Annotated in this window: 16 protein-coding genes; 9 read left to right on the plus strand and 7 right to left on the minus strand. The window is 42.8% G+C overall.

The genetic code is table 11. The features are described 5' to 3' along the window. Positions 1-23: 23 nt before the first annotated feature. The 5 genes from QMG11_RS00820 to QMG11_RS00840 all read left to right on the plus strand — a co-directional run bounded on the left by QMG11_RS00820 (position 24) and on the right by QMG11_RS00840 (position 4122). Positions 24-1040, plus strand: a complete 1017-nt coding sequence (locus QMG11_RS00820; RefSeq protein WP_281832454.1) for a molybdopterin-binding protein — start codon at positions 24-26, stop codon at positions 1038-1040. A 35-nt stretch (positions 1041-1075) separates the two neighbouring features. Beyond that, positions 1076-1537: a cyclic pyranopterin monophosphate synthase MoaC gene (moaC, locus tag QMG11_RS00825; RefSeq protein ID WP_281832456.1), complete on the plus strand. Its 462-nt coding sequence runs from the start codon at positions 1076-1078 to the stop codon at positions 1535-1537. A gap of 101 nt (positions 1538-1638) precedes the next feature. Continuing rightward, positions 1639-2280, plus strand: coding sequence for a SanA/YdcF family protein (locus tag QMG11_RS00830; RefSeq protein WP_281832458.1), 642 nt, complete (start codon positions 1639-1641; stop codon positions 2278-2280). A 17-nt stretch (positions 2281-2297) separates the two neighbouring features. After that, complete coding sequence (locus tag QMG11_RS00835) at positions 2298-3473, plus strand: iron-containing alcohol dehydrogenase (protein WP_281832460.1); 1176 nt, start codon at positions 2298-2300, stop codon at positions 3471-3473. Between the two features lie 100 nt (positions 3474-3573). After that, positions 3574-4122 (plus strand): hypothetical protein, encoded by a 549-nt coding sequence (locus QMG11_RS00840; RefSeq protein WP_281832462.1) that lies wholly within the window; start codon positions 3574-3576, stop codon positions 4120-4122. 27 nt (positions 4123-4149) lie between these two features. Here the strand turns inward: QMG11_RS00840 and QMG11_RS00845 are convergent, their stop codons facing one another. Then, complete coding sequence (locus QMG11_RS00845; RefSeq protein ID WP_281832465.1) at positions 4150-5739, minus strand: sensor domain-containing diguanylate cyclase; 1590 nt, start codon at positions 5737-5739, stop codon at positions 4150-4152. A 329-nt stretch (positions 5740-6068) separates the two neighbouring features. On the opposite strand from QMG11_RS00845, the gene QMG11_RS00850 reads away from it, so the two are divergent. Then, on the plus strand, positions 6069-6731 hold the full coding sequence (locus tag QMG11_RS00850) for a Crp/Fnr family transcriptional regulator (protein ID WP_281832490.1): 663 nt from the start codon (positions 6069-6071) through the stop codon (positions 6729-6731). Positions 6732-6771: 40 nt separating this feature from the next. Here QMG11_RS00850 and rlmN read toward each other — a convergent pair whose 3' ends face one another. Both rlmN and QMG11_RS00860 read right to left on the minus strand, forming a co-directional pair. Further along, a complete protein-coding gene (gene rlmN / locus QMG11_RS00855) occupies positions 6772-7818 on the minus strand; it encodes a dual-specificity RNA methyltransferase RlmN (RefSeq protein WP_281832493.1) in 1047 nt (348 codons plus the stop codon). A gap of 126 nt (positions 7819-7944) precedes the next feature. Beyond that, complete coding sequence (locus QMG11_RS00860) at positions 7945-9063, minus strand: alanyl-tRNA editing protein (RefSeq protein WP_281832496.1); 1119 nt, start codon at positions 9061-9063, stop codon at positions 7945-7947. 167 nt (positions 9064-9230) lie between these two features. On the opposite strand from QMG11_RS00860, the gene QMG11_RS00865 reads away from it, so the two are divergent. The 3 genes from QMG11_RS00865 to QMG11_RS00875 all read left to right on the plus strand — a co-directional run bounded on the left by QMG11_RS00865 (position 9231) and on the right by QMG11_RS00875 (position 11807). Continuing rightward, complete coding sequence (locus tag QMG11_RS00865; protein ID WP_281832499.1) at positions 9231-9914, plus strand: DNA-3-methyladenine glycosylase family protein; 684 nt, start codon at positions 9231-9233, stop codon at positions 9912-9914. Then, positions 9908-10516, plus strand: a complete 609-nt coding sequence (locus tag QMG11_RS00870; RefSeq protein ID WP_281832502.1) for a cyclase family protein — start codon at positions 9908-9910, stop codon at positions 10514-10516. Before QMG11_RS00865 ends, QMG11_RS00870 begins: the two co-directional genes overlap by 7 nt. A gap of 307 nt (positions 10517-10823) precedes the next feature. Then, positions 10824-11807: an FAD:protein FMN transferase gene (locus QMG11_RS00875; RefSeq protein ID WP_281832504.1), complete on the plus strand. Its 984-nt coding sequence runs from the start codon at positions 10824-10826 to the stop codon at positions 11805-11807. Positions 11808-11844: 37 nt separating this feature from the next. On the opposite strand, the gene QMG11_RS00880 is transcribed toward QMG11_RS00875, so the two are convergent. The 4 genes from QMG11_RS00880 to QMG11_RS00895 form a co-directional block, all read right to left on the minus strand. Beyond that, positions 11845-12159: a hypothetical protein gene (locus QMG11_RS00880; RefSeq protein WP_281832506.1), complete on the minus strand. Its 315-nt coding sequence runs from the start codon at positions 12157-12159 to the stop codon at positions 11845-11847. A gap of 153 nt (positions 12160-12312) precedes the next feature. Further along, positions 12313-13533 (minus strand): ABC transporter permease, encoded by a 1221-nt coding sequence (locus QMG11_RS00885; RefSeq protein ID WP_281832508.1) that lies wholly within the window; start codon positions 13531-13533, stop codon positions 12313-12315. Continuing rightward, positions 13511-14212, minus strand: a complete 702-nt coding sequence (locus QMG11_RS00890) for an ABC transporter ATP-binding protein (protein ID WP_281832965.1) — start codon at positions 14210-14212, stop codon at positions 13511-13513. The genes QMG11_RS00885 and QMG11_RS00890 overlap by 23 nt, the downstream gene beginning before the upstream one ends. A gap of 20 nt (positions 14213-14232) precedes the next feature. Continuing rightward, positions 14233-15348 (minus strand): efflux RND transporter periplasmic adaptor subunit, encoded by a 1116-nt coding sequence (locus tag QMG11_RS00895; RefSeq protein WP_281832511.1) that lies wholly within the window; start codon positions 15346-15348, stop codon positions 14233-14235. Positions 15349-15356: the final 8 nt, after the last annotated feature.

The raw sequence follows: 15356 nt of genomic DNA on the forward strand, positions 1-15356 counted from the left end.
AAAATACCATTAGGAGCGTAATAATGAAGAAGATAGATACAGCTGATGCAGTGGGACAGGTGCTTTGTCACGATATAACAGAGATAGTACCAGGGAAGTTTAAGGGAAGAGCCTTTAAAAAGGGGCATATAATAAGGGAGGAGGATGTGGAAAAACTCCTCAGTCTGGGGAAGGACCACATCTATATATTTGAGATTACGGAGGATGAACTCCATGAAAATGATGCGGCTCATATCCTTGGAAATATTGGAAGGGGAGAAAATGTTTCCCTGAGCACCGAGATAAAGGAGGGGAAGATAAACTTCTACTCAGATGCAGAGGGACTTTTGAAGATAGACAGGGAACACCTCTTTAAGCTGAATATGCTGGGAGAGATTTCCTTTGCAACCCTTCCTGAAAACATTCCTGTAAAGAGGGGAGAGATGGTAGCAGGAGCAAGGGTTATCCCTCTTATTATAAAGAAGAGGAAGATGGAGATGGCCCAGGGGATATCTCCAGAAAAGATAATAGATATACTCCCCTTTAAAAAAATGAAGGTTGGAGTGGTATCCACAGGGAATGAAATATATTATAATAGGATAGTTGATAAGTTTGGACCTGTGGTGAGGAGAAAGGTAGAGGAGTATGGGTGCCAGGTAGTTGAGCAGATCATAGTTCCTGATGATATGGAGAAGATAGCAGAGGCCGGAAGAAAACTTCTGGAGAAGGGAGCAGAGATGCTGGTATTTACAGGAGGAATGTCTGTGGATCCAGATGATCTTACCCCTACGGCTATAATGGAGATGGGAGGAGATCTGGTAGGTTACGGTTCACCGGTACTTCCAGGATCCATGTTCCTACTTTCATATATAGGGGACCTTCCTGTAATGGGATTACCAGGCTGTGTTATGTACAGTAAGAAAACTGTATTTGATCTTGTCCTTCCAAGGATCCTTGCAGGGGAAAAGCTTACAGCAGAGGACATTGCAGCATATGGACACGGAGGTCTGTGTCAGAGCTGTGATGAATGCAGATATCCAAACTGTAGTTTTGGAAAATAGAACGAGAAAAGTAGTACTGAGATGAGGAGAATATTATGGAACTGACACACTTTAATGAAAATGGAAGAGCCCGTATGGTAGATGTGGGAGATAAGAGAGAAACTAAGAGAACAGCTGTAGCCAGGGGATATATCCAGATGGCTGAGGTTACTTTGGAAACCATAAAAAATGGTGGTATCAAGAAGGGTGATGTTCTTTCGGTAGCTCAGGTAGCAGGAATTATAGGATCTAAGAAGACATGGGACCTTATTCCTATGTGTCATAATATTCTTATAGACGGTGCAGATATAAGTTTTGAGATGGGAGAGGACAGGATATGGGTGGAAGCTCAGGTGAAAACAACAGGGAAGACCGGTATAGAGATGGAAGCCCTGACAGCTGTATCCATCGCCTGTCTGACTATATATGATATGTGTAAAGCTATCGATAAGAGGATGGTAATAGGAGATATAAAGCTAATAAGAAAGACTGGCGGAAAGTCGGACTTTAACCTGTAGCAGAGAGGTCCCAACACCTATTTTTTATTGCATAGATGTGTAAAATAGGATATTATAAAACAAGATGATAAACACATTAAAGGTGTTGAAAGTGGGGAAGGATGAAGAAGATTATCTTGTTTTTAAGCAGTATATTTATTGCTTTAGTAGTGTTTATAGTGCACTGCAACTATGAGGTTGTCTCTGCCTCAAGGGGACGTACCTATGATAATATTGAAAACCTCCCCTATAACAGAGTGGGGGTAGTCCTTGGCACCAGTAAATATATAGTGGGCGGAGGACTAAACAGGTACTATGAGAACAGAATGAAGGCAGCCCGAGACCTCTTCTTCAGAGGAAAGGTGGACTACCTACTAGTCAGTGGGGACAATGCTCTTATTGAATACAATGAGCCTATGAGGATGAAGAAATCCCTTGTGAAACTGGGGGTGCCTGAGGAAAAGATATATCTGGACTATGCAGGTTTCAGAACTCTGGATTCAGTGGTAAGAGCAAGGGAGGTATTCGGTCTGGAAAGGTTTACCGTTATCTCTCAGAAGTTTCACAATGAAAGAGCTATCTATATAGGTGAAAAATTTGGTATAGATATAGTGGCCTACAACGCTGAAAATCCAAATAAAACCAGGATAAAAAGAAGAGAGGTTCTGGCAAGGGTAAAGGCCTGCTTGGATGTAAGTATCTTAAATACACAGCCTAAGTTCCTGGGTGACAGGATATATATAGGAGAGGAAGAAGACAACTAGAGTTATAGGGGGGAGTTATGAATTTTAATCTTAATCTGCCAACAAGGGTTTACTTCGGACAGGGTTCCATAAAAAATATGGAAGGTGAGCTGAAGGATTACAGAAAGGTAATGCTCCTTTACGGAGGGGGAAGTATTAAAAGAAACGGTCTCTATGATGAAGTAATTGAAGTTTTAAAGGGAGCCGGGAAGGATTTTGTGGAGTTTGGAGGGATAGAACCCAACCCAAGATATAGAAGTGTGCTGGCTGCCAGTGAGGTATGCGTAGCAGAGGGAGTGGATCTCATCCTGGCTGTAGGGGGAGGTAGCGTAATAGATGCTGCCAAAGCTGTGGCCCTCAGATCCCGTCATATGGAGATAGATTTCTGGGACCTTATGAGAAACCCTAGATATTTAGAGGGAGCCATAAGTGTAGGAACTATTCTTACCCTTGCAGCTACTGGAAGTGAAACAAACTGCGGATTTGTACTTACCAACCTGAAGAGGGAGGAGAAGCTGGGGCATGGAAATCCCAATGTATATCCAAAGTTTGCTATAATGGATCCTGGATATACCAAGAGTGTGCCGCGGTCCCATACAAGAAATGGTATTGTGGATACCATAGCCCATTTGCTGGAGCAGTACTTTACCCCTCTGAGCGACCAGGATGTTCTTACAGACCTTATGCTGGAACGGATAGAGAGACTCATAAAAAATACTATGGCAGTGGGGCCTAAGCTTCTTGGAGACCTAAACAACTACAGCTACCGGGAGGAACATATGTACTATGCATATATGGGACTTAACGGGGAGATAGCAGGTAAGGTGAAGAGGGGAGACTGGGCAAGTCACGGAATAGAGCATGCCCTCAGTGCAGTATATGATATAGCTCACGGAGCGGGACTCTCTATAGTATTCCCCCACTGGATGGATTATGTGGTGGAGAGGAAGCCAGAGAGGGTAAAGCGGATGGCGGTAAATATTTTTGAAGTAGAGGATAAGGGGAGCGACCTTGCTATAGCCAGGGAAGGGATAGAAAGGTTCAGGAAGTACCTGAGGAGGATAGAGGCACCTCTTACTCCTAGGGATGAAGGAATCGATCAGCTGGATATAGATAAGGTGATGCATGCGGCCTTTGCAAGGGATAGTGTCCTGGGGCACTATGTAAAGCTTGAAGAGAAGGATGTAAGAGCTATCTTTGAAAGTATGAAGTAGCAGAGAGAGCAGGGGTCATCCCTGCTTTTTTTATGGAGTTATTGTTAGTGGTGATAAGGTTCAAATATATTAATATTTAAAGTAGATTATGGAGGAAGAGATGAAAAAGTTATTATTAGTTATTATGGTTATGGTATCAGCTCTAGTCTTTGCAGAGGATATCAAGTTTTCCCAGGAGGAGCTCCTAGGGAGGATGATGCCCCTTTTGAAGGAGGGGAAGACCTATGAAAAGTTTAAGGAGGTAGAGGCCAAGGAAGCTCAGGGGGGAGAGGTAATAGAAACTATAACTTCAGATGGCCTGGAGACAAGAAATACAGCTAAGAAGGGAGACTATATTGTAAGAAATACCACAGGTGCCAGGGAGATGTATATATTAAAAAGAGATAAGTTCCACAAGAGGTATGAGTACAAGGGTGATATCGCCGGGGAGTGGAAGGTATACAGAGCTGTTGGAAGGATAAAAGGAGTCAGAGTAGAGGGTGAAGTTATAGAGAGCTTAGAGGCAGGGAATGAATTTTACTTTATGGCCCCATGGGGGGAGAAGATGGTAGTTAAGAGAGGAGACTATCTGGTTTCTCCACTGGACTACTCGGAAGTTTACAGGATAGCTGAAAAAGAGTTTTTTGAAACCTATAGAGAGATAAGATAAAAGGTCAGAGAATATCCCTGACCTCTTTTAATAACTAAATCTATTTCTTCCCTCCTCCTTTGCTCTATAGAGAAGCCTATCAGCTTTCTCTAGGAAGGCTGTGGAATTCATATCTCCAGATATCCTACCGCTGTTTATACCAATACTTGTTGTGACTTTTCCAAGGGGAGAAGCACTGTGCTCAATATTTCTGCAAGTGAGCTCCTCCTGGAACCTTTCTACGAGGGATATGGCTTTAGTAAGACTTATATCGTAGAGGATTAGAAGAAACTCCTCTCCTCCATATCTACTTATAAGATCTGCACGGTTTCTGAAGACATCGGTAAGGATTCTACCTACACTTTTAAGGATGGTATCTCCCTTGAGGTGACCATAGTAGTCGTTGTACCTCTTAAAGTAGTCCACATCTATCATTATGAGGGTGAGAGTGTCGTTTTTCTCCATGGCCCTCTGAAACAATAGCTCATACTCTTCATCCAATACCCTTCTTGTGGAGAGGCCCGTGAGGTGATCTACATATGCCAGGTTTTCCAGAATAGCATTTTTACTTTCTATCTCATCCCTCTGGAAACTGACCTCTACCATGAGGTTGTTGAAAGCTCCGATAACCTCATCCACCTCATTTCCAACCTTGGGATGTTTTAAAAGTTTATATGCCTTCTCATCCTTAACGGCTTCAATATGCTTGTGGAGAGCCATAATGGGATCTACCAGTTTTTTATCCACCGTATCCTTTATGAAGACCATCATTAGAACAAGGATAAGAATTGGAAGGATACCAATGAAGAAACTCAACATTATGGCATGAGAGATCTCATCCTCTACAATAACCTCTATGGCAAAGGCAAGTTTCTTGGGATTTTCAAAGTAGGGGGCGTAGTAGGCCCTCTTTCGTTCCCCCAGTAATTCTGAGTAATACTCAGATTTTCTGGTAGATTCCAGAATTTTTTCATTGACCCTTTCTCCCCTCTCCCCCTGGGGGATGTAGAGGTTTAATAGAAGGTTATTTTTTATCTCCAGATCAAAGATATATTCAGTATCCATAGCTTTGAGGAAAAGGAGATAACCATTGGCTTTGCCCTCTCCAGCATTATCTAAGATTATATGGGATAGAAAGGTGTAAGCCCTTCCATCGAGCTCAATGTAGCCTGCAGCCATCTTAATACGATTTTTCCCATTTGGCTGAATACTAAAGAAGTGCTTCTTATTCTTAGATAAGAAGATATTCTCTATATCTACCTTTGAGGTAGAGGTGCTGGCAAGTTCAGATTTATCTCTATTATATATACCTATATAATCCAGTCCGTAGTGTCTTAAGCTGCTTTTATCAAAGAGATCCTCTAGGATTTGTTGTCCCTCCCTGGAAGGAGTTGGAGGATCTAATATTTCATAGAGAAGATCCCATTGGGCATTGTCCCGTAAGTTCATTAAATGGTAGTCAAACTGCTGGGCAGTTAATGAGACAAGTCTCTTTACGTTGGACTTATGCCTTTCTATATGTGCTCTATTTATGGCTGGAACAACAAGAAGTATGTGGGAACCCAGATAGGAGGCCAGCATAAGACATATAAAGCCTGAAAAAAGATACTTTATATGATTAACTATATTCTTTTTCATAAGTAATAAAAACCTCGCTAAATTTATTTAAAACACTTGTAATTATCTTAAAGTTATATTATATCAAAAGAAAGATTTAATGTAAATGATAGTGTGGATTGAAACGTTCTCTATTGATGGGTAGTCTTATTTTAAAGAAAAGGAGGATATGCCTTAGAGGATAATATAGTTGTAGTATAGATCTCTAATAATTACTTGTTTATTATAATGGATGGAAAAGAAGGTATATAGAGGTTTGTAGCGATTGGATGTGGGGAATGCAAAAAAAATAAAAGTTGAGCTTGTAAACTGAATGAATCATATGATATTATTTTTTTGAGGTGAGGTGTATGACGAAGGCTGAAATACTTAGGAACCTAGAGCTGGAGGAGCTCATAGGAACTGAATTTGAAGATATAATGGAGATAGTTAAACTGAAGAAGGGGGAAAATATATACTGTGACAGAGCCGATAAGCTCTTTGCACAATACCTTTTAGAGGGACGTGTACAGTATATAATCTATACTCCAGAGGGTGGAGAGTTTTACATAAATATATTTCCAGGTGAAATTAGAGGAATAAACAGATGCTTCTTTAGGAGTATAGAGGAAGAGGCTAAAGCAAACTTTGAAGCTGATCTTCTGGCCAAGGAGGACTCGGTAATAGCAAAGCTTCCCCTTGGAAGGATATTTGATATGGAGTTTCCCCAGAAGGAAAAATTACTGCAGAAGATTATAGAGATGATAGTGAGAGAGAACTTTAAACACTCCAGATACCTCTTTTTTAAGAATATATATTCAGATGAGGAGTTTCTCATAAAGGTTCTGGAGATGTATGATGAGGTAAAGGTTACAACAAAGGAGCTGGCAGAGCTGCTGAATATAAATCTGAGAACCCTTCAGAGGCTTATAAAAAACCTGGACGATGCAGGAATAATATCCAGAGAGAATAAGATGATATCTATAATTGATCAGGAAAAGTTAGAGGAGTATAAGAGAAAGTTTGAAAAATAGATAAAAAAAAAGCCTTCCAACTATATGGAAGGCTTTTAAATTACTTTGTATTTTTCTGACGAAGCTGTCCACATGCTCCATCGATATCTGTTCCCTTCTCTCTTCTAAGGGTTACGTTTACCTTTCTTTCAGACTGTAGGTAGTCGAAGAAAGCTCTTATCTTCTCATCACTTGGTCTCTTATGTATATTGTCCGACACAGGGTTGTATGGGATAAGGTTTAGTACGTGATCAAATGAGTGCATGAAATCAGCTAGGATATCAGCATCTCTTTGAGTGATATTGAAATCATCGATAAGGATATACTCAAATGAGATTCTTCTCTTAGTTTCCTTCTGGTAGTTTTGAAGGGTATTGTATAGATCCTCTAGAGGGTATCTCTTGTTGATAGGCATGATAAATGATCTCTTCTCATCTGTAACAGCGTGAAGGGAGATAGCCAGCTCAACCTGAGATTTTTCAGCAAGAAGTCTTTCGATTCCCGGAACGATACCAGAGGTAGAGATAGTTATTCTTCTCTTAGAGATATTCAGTCCCTTCTCATCTGAGATAATATCCACAGCCTTTAATACATTGTCGATATTCAGCATAGGCTCACCCATACCCATGAATACGATGTTGTTGATTCCCTCATTCTTTTTAAGAAGTCTTCTGTGTACAGTGTATACCTGGTTGATTATCTCATTTACATTTAGGTTTCTCTGGAAGCCATCGATTCCTGTGGCACAGAAATCACACTTTAGGGCACATCCAACCTGAGATGAGATACATAGAGTATTTCTATCTCTATGCTTAAGAAGAACAGTCTCTATTGAATTTCCATCAGCCAGTCCAAAGAGGAATTTTTCAGTACCGTCTTTCTTTGAAACCTGGTGCTTTAGTAGGTTAAGGAATGGGATATATGTCTTTTCCATAAGCTTCTCCCTGTCCTTCTTTGATATATTTGTCATATCGTTTATGTCTCTAATCTGCTTCTCGTGAAGCCAGCTAAATACCTGCTTGGCATTAAACTTCTTCATTCCCATTGAAACCAGAAGTTCTTCCAGTTCCTTCAGGTTAAGATTTAATAGATTTATCTGATTTTCCATTATTACCTCCTAATAAATACCACACGACCTCAACTCAGTAGTTAAGGTTATTCAAAAGGGATAAGAAACCCTTTTTCTGTGAAGTCATACAAGGTATATAGTATCATAATTGCAAAAAACTTACAACTATTTAAGGAATTCTGCCAGTGTGGAGATGATATCCTCTGAGCCTAGATCTCCCTTGAAACTTCCACGGATCTGGTTTCCTCCTCCCTTTATATTGAACCTATCTCTAAGAGTGCCTATGAACTCCTTACAGTCGATGAGCTTGGAGATAAGGGTGTACTGTCCCTCTCCTCCAAAGATAAGGATGCAGCTCTCATCATCTATAAATCTGCTGAGGGAGTTTGCTACACTGTCGTTCTCCGGATAGAAGATGACCTTTTTATCCTCTACTTCCGCAGCCTCCCTCATGAGATCCTTGGACAGAAGCTCTGCATACTGGATAGAGAGGTTCTTCAGTTTGGATTCAGTCTCCTTTTTATCTTTTAAAGTGTTTTCAATGAATCCCAGGATCTCATGATCCTTGGAGCTGAAGAGTCTGTTTGCTTCCTTGATGATGGTGTTCTTTCTTTTATAGTCCTCTATGGCCCTCTCTCCGCAGAGGAAGTAGAACCTTGTATAGTTCCCCTTTACCTTCTCCCAGTTAATGAACTTAAAGAGCTGGATCTCCCTAGTGTTCTCCACATGGAAACCTCCGCAGGCACATACATCCACTCCAGAGATCTCTATAAACCTGATATCCCCCACAATCTTATCGGAGATCTCCTTACGGAGCTCCTCCCTCTTCTCAGCTTCCCCACGGCTAATGGTAAAGTCGGCTACATCTATTCCCTCTCTGATAGATCTGTTAACCTCTCTCTCCATGGCCTCAATCATCTCCAGGGAGATATCTGCTGAATCCAGATCCACAGTGGTATACTCCTCAGCCATTCTGAATCCCACATTCTTTAATCCGTAGTCCCTGAAGGCGATCCCTGAAAAGAGGTGTTCCCCGGTGTGCTGCACTGCTATATCCACTTGTCTATCCCTGTTTATGGAATACTCATACTCCTCCAGGGAAAGTTCCCTGTCCACTATAATGGAATCCTTCCTTACCTCTATCACCTGGGCGTCACCGATACTTCCCCTGTCTCCCAGCTGTCCCCCCTTACCGTCTGGATAGTAGGCCTCTCCCCCTATATAATTCACTTTTATTTCATAGGCCTTCTTACTTTTTTTGCATTCATCTACTCTCAGTCTCAATCCCTCATCCTCCTGTAGTTTTAGTAGTATTGTAATAGAAAAGCAGTCCCTCAATCAAGGGAAATTTATTTAAAGGAGAAAAAGGGAAAGTGGAGAGGGATCATAGTGTTGGATAAATAGGGAGGGAGATGATAGAATAGGGTTAGATAATGAGAGGAGAGATAGGGATGAAGGAACTATTTAAGCTATCTGAGGAAGCTATAGAGCACCTGAAGAGGTGTGAGAGGATGGCTGCTGTTGTAGAGCACCTTGGGGAGATAGAGGAGAGGGAGATAGTAACAGATCCCTTTATGGGGATGGTCTACAACATCATCTACCAGCAGGTATCCTTTGCAGCGGGGAACGCCATATGGAGAAGGTGGATGGAGAGGTACAGGTGTGCAACTCCAGAAAGTATAGTAGATGCTCAGGAGGAGGAGATGAGGGAGTGTGGTCTTTCTAAGTCCAAGGTATCCTATATAAAGAACCTTGCCAGGGCGGTCCTGGAAGACCCCAGGTTAATGGAGAGAGATAAGCTTTACCAGATGTCAGATGAAGAGATCTCAGCTGTATATACCAGAATCAAGGGGATAGGTCCCTGGTCGGTAAAGATGTTTCTCATATTTACAATGGGACGAGAGGATATAAGGAGCTATGGGGACTTGGCCCTAAGAAGAGGAGTGGAGTGGCTCTTTGGAGAGAGGGATATTACAGAGAAGAGGTACCTAGAGCTCACAGAGGGATACTCTCCCTATAATACTGCAGCCACCTTCTACTTCTGGGAGCTTACACTGAAGAAGGTATTGAAGGAGACGAGAGATTACACCCAGTGGAGGGAAGGACTCCAGCTGAAGGGAGAAGAAGGATGTTAGTAGATATAACTCAGGAAACAAAGATAGGAAAGGTTTATAGAGCGGGATCGCCGGCTCTGGATGTGAGGGAGGCAGTGTGTAACAGGGGAGAGAGATCGGAATATACCACTATCGAGTACAGTGTGGCTACCCACAATATGGGAACCCATATAGATGTAATGGGTGTAGGGGTAGAGCTTCCTCTGGAAAGGTTAATAGGAAGGGGAGTGAAGTTTGATATCTCTCATATTACAGATCGTCCGGTGGAGGTAGAGGATGTAGATCTCTCTATTATAGAGGGGGGAGAGTATGTGTTCTTTCAGACAAACTGGGACAAATATCTCATGGATGAAAGGTATAATGAGCATCCGGAGATCTCTGTAGCCCTTGCTGAGAGATTGGCCTCCATGGATATCAATATGGTAGGCATAGATGCCTTGGGGCTTGGAAGAGGAAGAAACCACGGAACTATCGACAGGCTTCTGGGAAGGGCAGAAAAATATGCCATAGAAAACCTGTGCAACTTGGATAAGGTCCCTCAAAGGGGATTTAAGGTTTACTGTCTTCCCACAAAGATAGAGGGACTGGATGCCCTCCCAACGAGAATACTTATAGAATATTAAGAGATACCTGCCTCTGAGGCAGGTATTTCTATTATTAAGGAAAGTATAGCTTTTATTAAAGGCTTTCATGGTGTAATCGGTATTCCAATTGATTATCAGGATGCAACGTCACGTTGCTTTTTATTGTTAAGGAAAGTATAAAATTATAGATTATTGTCATGAATAAAAATCCATTGTATAAGATTCAGAAGGTGTGGAGCGTCACACTTCTTTTAAGCAGATCTTAAAGTATATTAGATAGTTGTAAGTTGTAGGTCCCTCAGGAAAGATATACAATGAATAGATTGCTTGAAAAGGAGATGTTTAGATGATTAAGAGGATAGTATTGTTTTTAATGGTGGGGATTATACTCACAGGTTGCAGAGGCAAGGGGAAGCAGGAGTTTAAGGATGAAAGGTTTCTCTTTGGAACATATATAAGTATCACAGTATTTCATGAGGACGCCAGAGAGGCCAGGGACGCCATGGAAGCTGCCTTTGACGAGATGGCGAGGATAGACAAGAAGTTTAACTCCCACTGGGAGGGAAGTATAATAGATCAGTTGAATAACGATCCCCAGAGGGGAGTGGAGTTAGACGATGAGGGGCTAATGCTCTTTGAGGAGGTTAGAAGGATCTATGAACTGACGGACGGAAAGTTTGATATAACTGTGGAACCCCTTATTCAGCTCTGGGGATTTGGTGAGGAGAATCCAAAGATGCCAACAGAGGTGGAGATAGAGGAAGCCATAGGTAAGATAGACTTTAACCTTGTAGAGATAGAGGGAAGGAGGATATCCCTTAAGGAGCCTTTAGAGGAGATAGACACAGGAGCCTTTTTAAAGGGATATGCCACAGCAAGAGCCAAGGTGGCTATAGAGGAAGCTGGTGTGGAGAGCGCCTTTATTACAACTATATCCAGTATGGAAACTCTGGGGCCTAAAGCAGAGGGGCCTTGGAGGATAGGTATACAGGACCCCAATAACTCAAGGGAGATCCTTGATATTGTAAAGCTTGACGGACAGGCCATGGGAATCTCTGGAGACTACCAGACATTTGTGGAGATAGAGGGGAAGAGGTACCACCACATACTGGATCCCCATACAGGATACCCTGTAGAGGACAGGAAACTGGTAGCTGTTATATGTGGGGATGCCCTATTAGGGGACCTTTACTCTACGGCTTTCTTTCTAATGGATATAGAGGATGTCTTTGAGTATGTAGAGGAGAGGGAGGAGCTGGATGTATATATAGTAGATGCAGAGGATAAGGTAATTATGTCTTCGGGCTTCTCCAACTACATAGAAAATTAAAAAAAGAATGGCTCATGCCATTCTTTTTTAATAGGTTTTATTTTAATTGATTGATGGTATCCTTCATCTGAACTACTGCCTTTTTATAGGCAGGATCCATAGTATCAAAGTCGATAAAATCATCCAGATCAACCTCCAGCTCCTCTCCAATAGTCTCCCTTAGGTTCTCCTCATAGAAGATAAACTCCTTAACTCTAGATCCATAGTGGATATCCAGTGCTACCACCGATTCAATGTGATAACATATCTCATCGTGGGTAAGAAACTCAGGCCTGACCCTCTTATAGTAATATCTTTCCTCTATATTGTATTCAGCTATATTCTTAAGATAATCTTGTATTTTTTTCAACATATCTCTACCTCCCTGCTTTCAGGTAGATTCTATCATAATCTGATATTTTTTACAATATCAGTCAAGATTCATTGGTAGAGTTCCTGTAAAAAAGAGAAGCCAGCCCTAAAGCTGTCTCCCTTTATTATATTATTACATTTTTATATCCCAACTTTACTCATTTCTCAGGGCATCGATGGGGTTCATAAGGGACGCCTTCCTTGCAGGATACACCCCGAAGATGAGACCAATTCCCGTGGAGATAACCAGGGATATAACCACTATATCCAGTGATATAATGGGGTCAATATCGATGAATGCCCCTATTACCTCAGCCATAAAGTATCCCAGAGCCACTCCTAGAACTCCCCCGGTGAGGGAGAGGACGATAGCCTCTGTAAGAAACTGCATGAGGATATGGATATTCTTAGCCCCTATGGCCTTTCTGATACCAATCTCCCTTATCCTCTCAGTAACACTCACAAGCATAATATTCATAACTCCTATCCCCCCTACAAAGAGTGAGATGGAAGCCACAAAGGTAACAAAAAGACTCAGGGTGGAAAGAACCTCCCTGAAGGAGCTTCCCCTTACTACCCTCTCCTCATACTCATATATTCCTTGGGAGTTTTTTCCCTCTAAGAGGGTAATAGCTTCTCCCAATACCTTCTGTGCCTCCAGTGGATCCTCTGGTTTTATAAGGATCCCGCTGTATTCATCCTCTCCTGTAACCCTACTCAAAAGGGGTACAGAGAGCCTACCATAGGCAGGTAGCCACCTGGCAAGCCCCGCCTCAGAAAGTCCTGCTTCAGGATGCTCAAAGATCCCCACCAGAATAAACTCTCTGATAATTTTTAATCTACGAAACTCTACCCTTATGCTTTCCCCTATGGGAGAGGAGAGTCTTGGGAAGAGCCTTCCAGCTGTAACATGATCGATAACGATCACAGGAACCTTATTTTCAGCTTCACTCCTTAATATAGGTCTTCCGGCGATATAGTTTATCTCCTCAATTACCTCAAAGTCGGTGTCGGTGCCGTAGATAGCCCCTCTAAGGTCCCTCTTGCTTTCTCCTTTAAAGTTAACCCTCTCAAATACCCTTGGAGCCACTGCATCTATTTCTATACCGCTCTCCTTCAGGAGTTTTACGTCTCCTTCCTCCAGCTCATGGACAGAACGATAGTTGTCCGCCTCATTGTCCACTGTTATCTCATATACTCCAAATCCACTCTTGGCAAGACTTCCTGTGATCTTCCTTTCTCCTCCCTTACCGATTCCAGACATGGCTATAACAGAGGAGATACCTATTATTATCCCCAGCATGGTAAGGAAGGACCGCATCTTGTTGCCACGAAGGCACTGAATTGCGCCTTTAAATATCTCTATAAAATTCATGGTCCACTACCTCGTCCTTCACAAGTTTTCCGTCCTTAAAACGGATTATCCTCTTACAGTGCTGCCCCACACTCTCTTCATGGGTTACCATAATTATTGTAGACCCCTCACCATTGAGTTTTTTAAAGATCTCAAGAACCTCCTCCTCAGACTTGGAGTCCAGGTTCCCTGTAGGTTCATCAGCCATGATAATATCAGGTTGTCCGGCAAGAGCCCTTGCTATAGCCACCCTCTGCCTTTGCCCCCCGCTTATTTCATTGGGGTGGTGATCAGCTCTGTTTCCTATTCCCACACTTTCCAGGGCTTCCATAGCTCTCTTCTTTCTTTCTTTGGCATGTACCCCTGCATAGGTAAGGGGAAGAGCCACATTCTCCCAGGCCTTGAGCTTGGGAAGGAGGTTAAAGGACTGAAATACAAAGCCTATCTTCCTGTTTCTGATCTCAGCCAGTTGGTCATCGGTGAGCTCCTTGATATTTGTCCCTGAAAGGTGGTACTCTCCCCTGGTGAGGGAATCGAGACACCCCAGGATATTCATCATGGTGGACTTCCCGCTTCCACTGGGACCCATTATGGCAACAAACTCACCCTCCCTTATTTCAAGGTTTATTCCATCCAGTGCCTTGAAGACGATATCCCCTCCGCTGTCGTATATCTTCTCGATATCTTTCAGGTGAATTATCCTTTTTCTCTCACTGTACCTCATGATCTCCTACCTCCACCACTCTGGGGTTCCCTTCTGTTGTCGGTATTAATCCTGATGACGCTCCCCTCTGAGATACCCTTGTCTGGGTCTACAACCACTCTTTTATCAACCTCCAGTCCCACTACCTCAATGAGTCTTCCGCTGCTGGCTCCAGTCTTTACTGGGAGCTTTGTGGCACTGCCATCGTTATTAACTACAACTATGTATTCCCTGTCATTCTCCTCCAATAGAGCAGTCCTAGGTACAGCCACTGTATCCTCAGTGGAGGAGATAACTATACCTACCTTGGAATTGAATCCTGGTCTTACTCCCTCTGGGAGGTTCTTCACCCCTATCTCCACCTCTACATAGGCCTCAGTTGTATTGGCTGAGGAGGAGTCATTCTTAGAGGTAGTGGCTGTGGAGAGGGTGGATATCTTGGTGACCTCCCCTGAAAACTCCTGGGAGTAGGCGTCCAGCCTTACAATAGCTCTCTGACCCTCCTCTACTCCCTCTATGCTGTATTCAGGGACCTCTGCCACAATGAGGATATCCGAGAGGTTTGCCATCTCAAAGAGTTCTACCTCGGTATTAACCCTGTAGTTCTCCTCGGCGATCATGGAGATTATAGTTCCGTCAAAGGGGCTCCTTATATTATCCAGCATCTTAGCCAGCTCCTCCTCATAGTCCTCTATATTGATGTGGCTTGTCTCTATATCAAACTGAATATTTTCCATATCCACCCTGGACATTCCCCCGGCACCGTGGAGCTCCCTGGCGTTTACCAGGTCCCTCTCAAGCCTCCTTAGCTTTATCTCCTCCTTCCGGAGCTCCCTTGTGAGCTTGTTCTTGTCCTCGGGATCGAAGGTCATTATCACCTCTCCCTCCCTCACATAGTCCCCCTCCTTGTAGATGACATCATCTACCTTTAGGGCTCTGTCGGCATATACCAGCTTGGTATCCCTTGCCTCTACCACTCCGTCTACCTCTATGATCTTTTCAAACCTCTCCCTCTGGGTAGTGTATACCCTGTAGGATCTCTCCTCCCCCTTGGCTCTTACAATCCTCCTGTTGATCATCCACCCACCTGCAAGGAGAAGCACCAGTGCTCCCCCAGCTATATATCTCTTCAAATCATTCA

This window comes from Propionigenium maris DSM 9537 (assembly GCF_027925155.1).
GTDB classification, from domain to species: domain Bacteria; phylum Fusobacteriota; class Fusobacteriia; order Fusobacteriales; family Fusobacteriaceae; genus Propionigenium; species Propionigenium maris.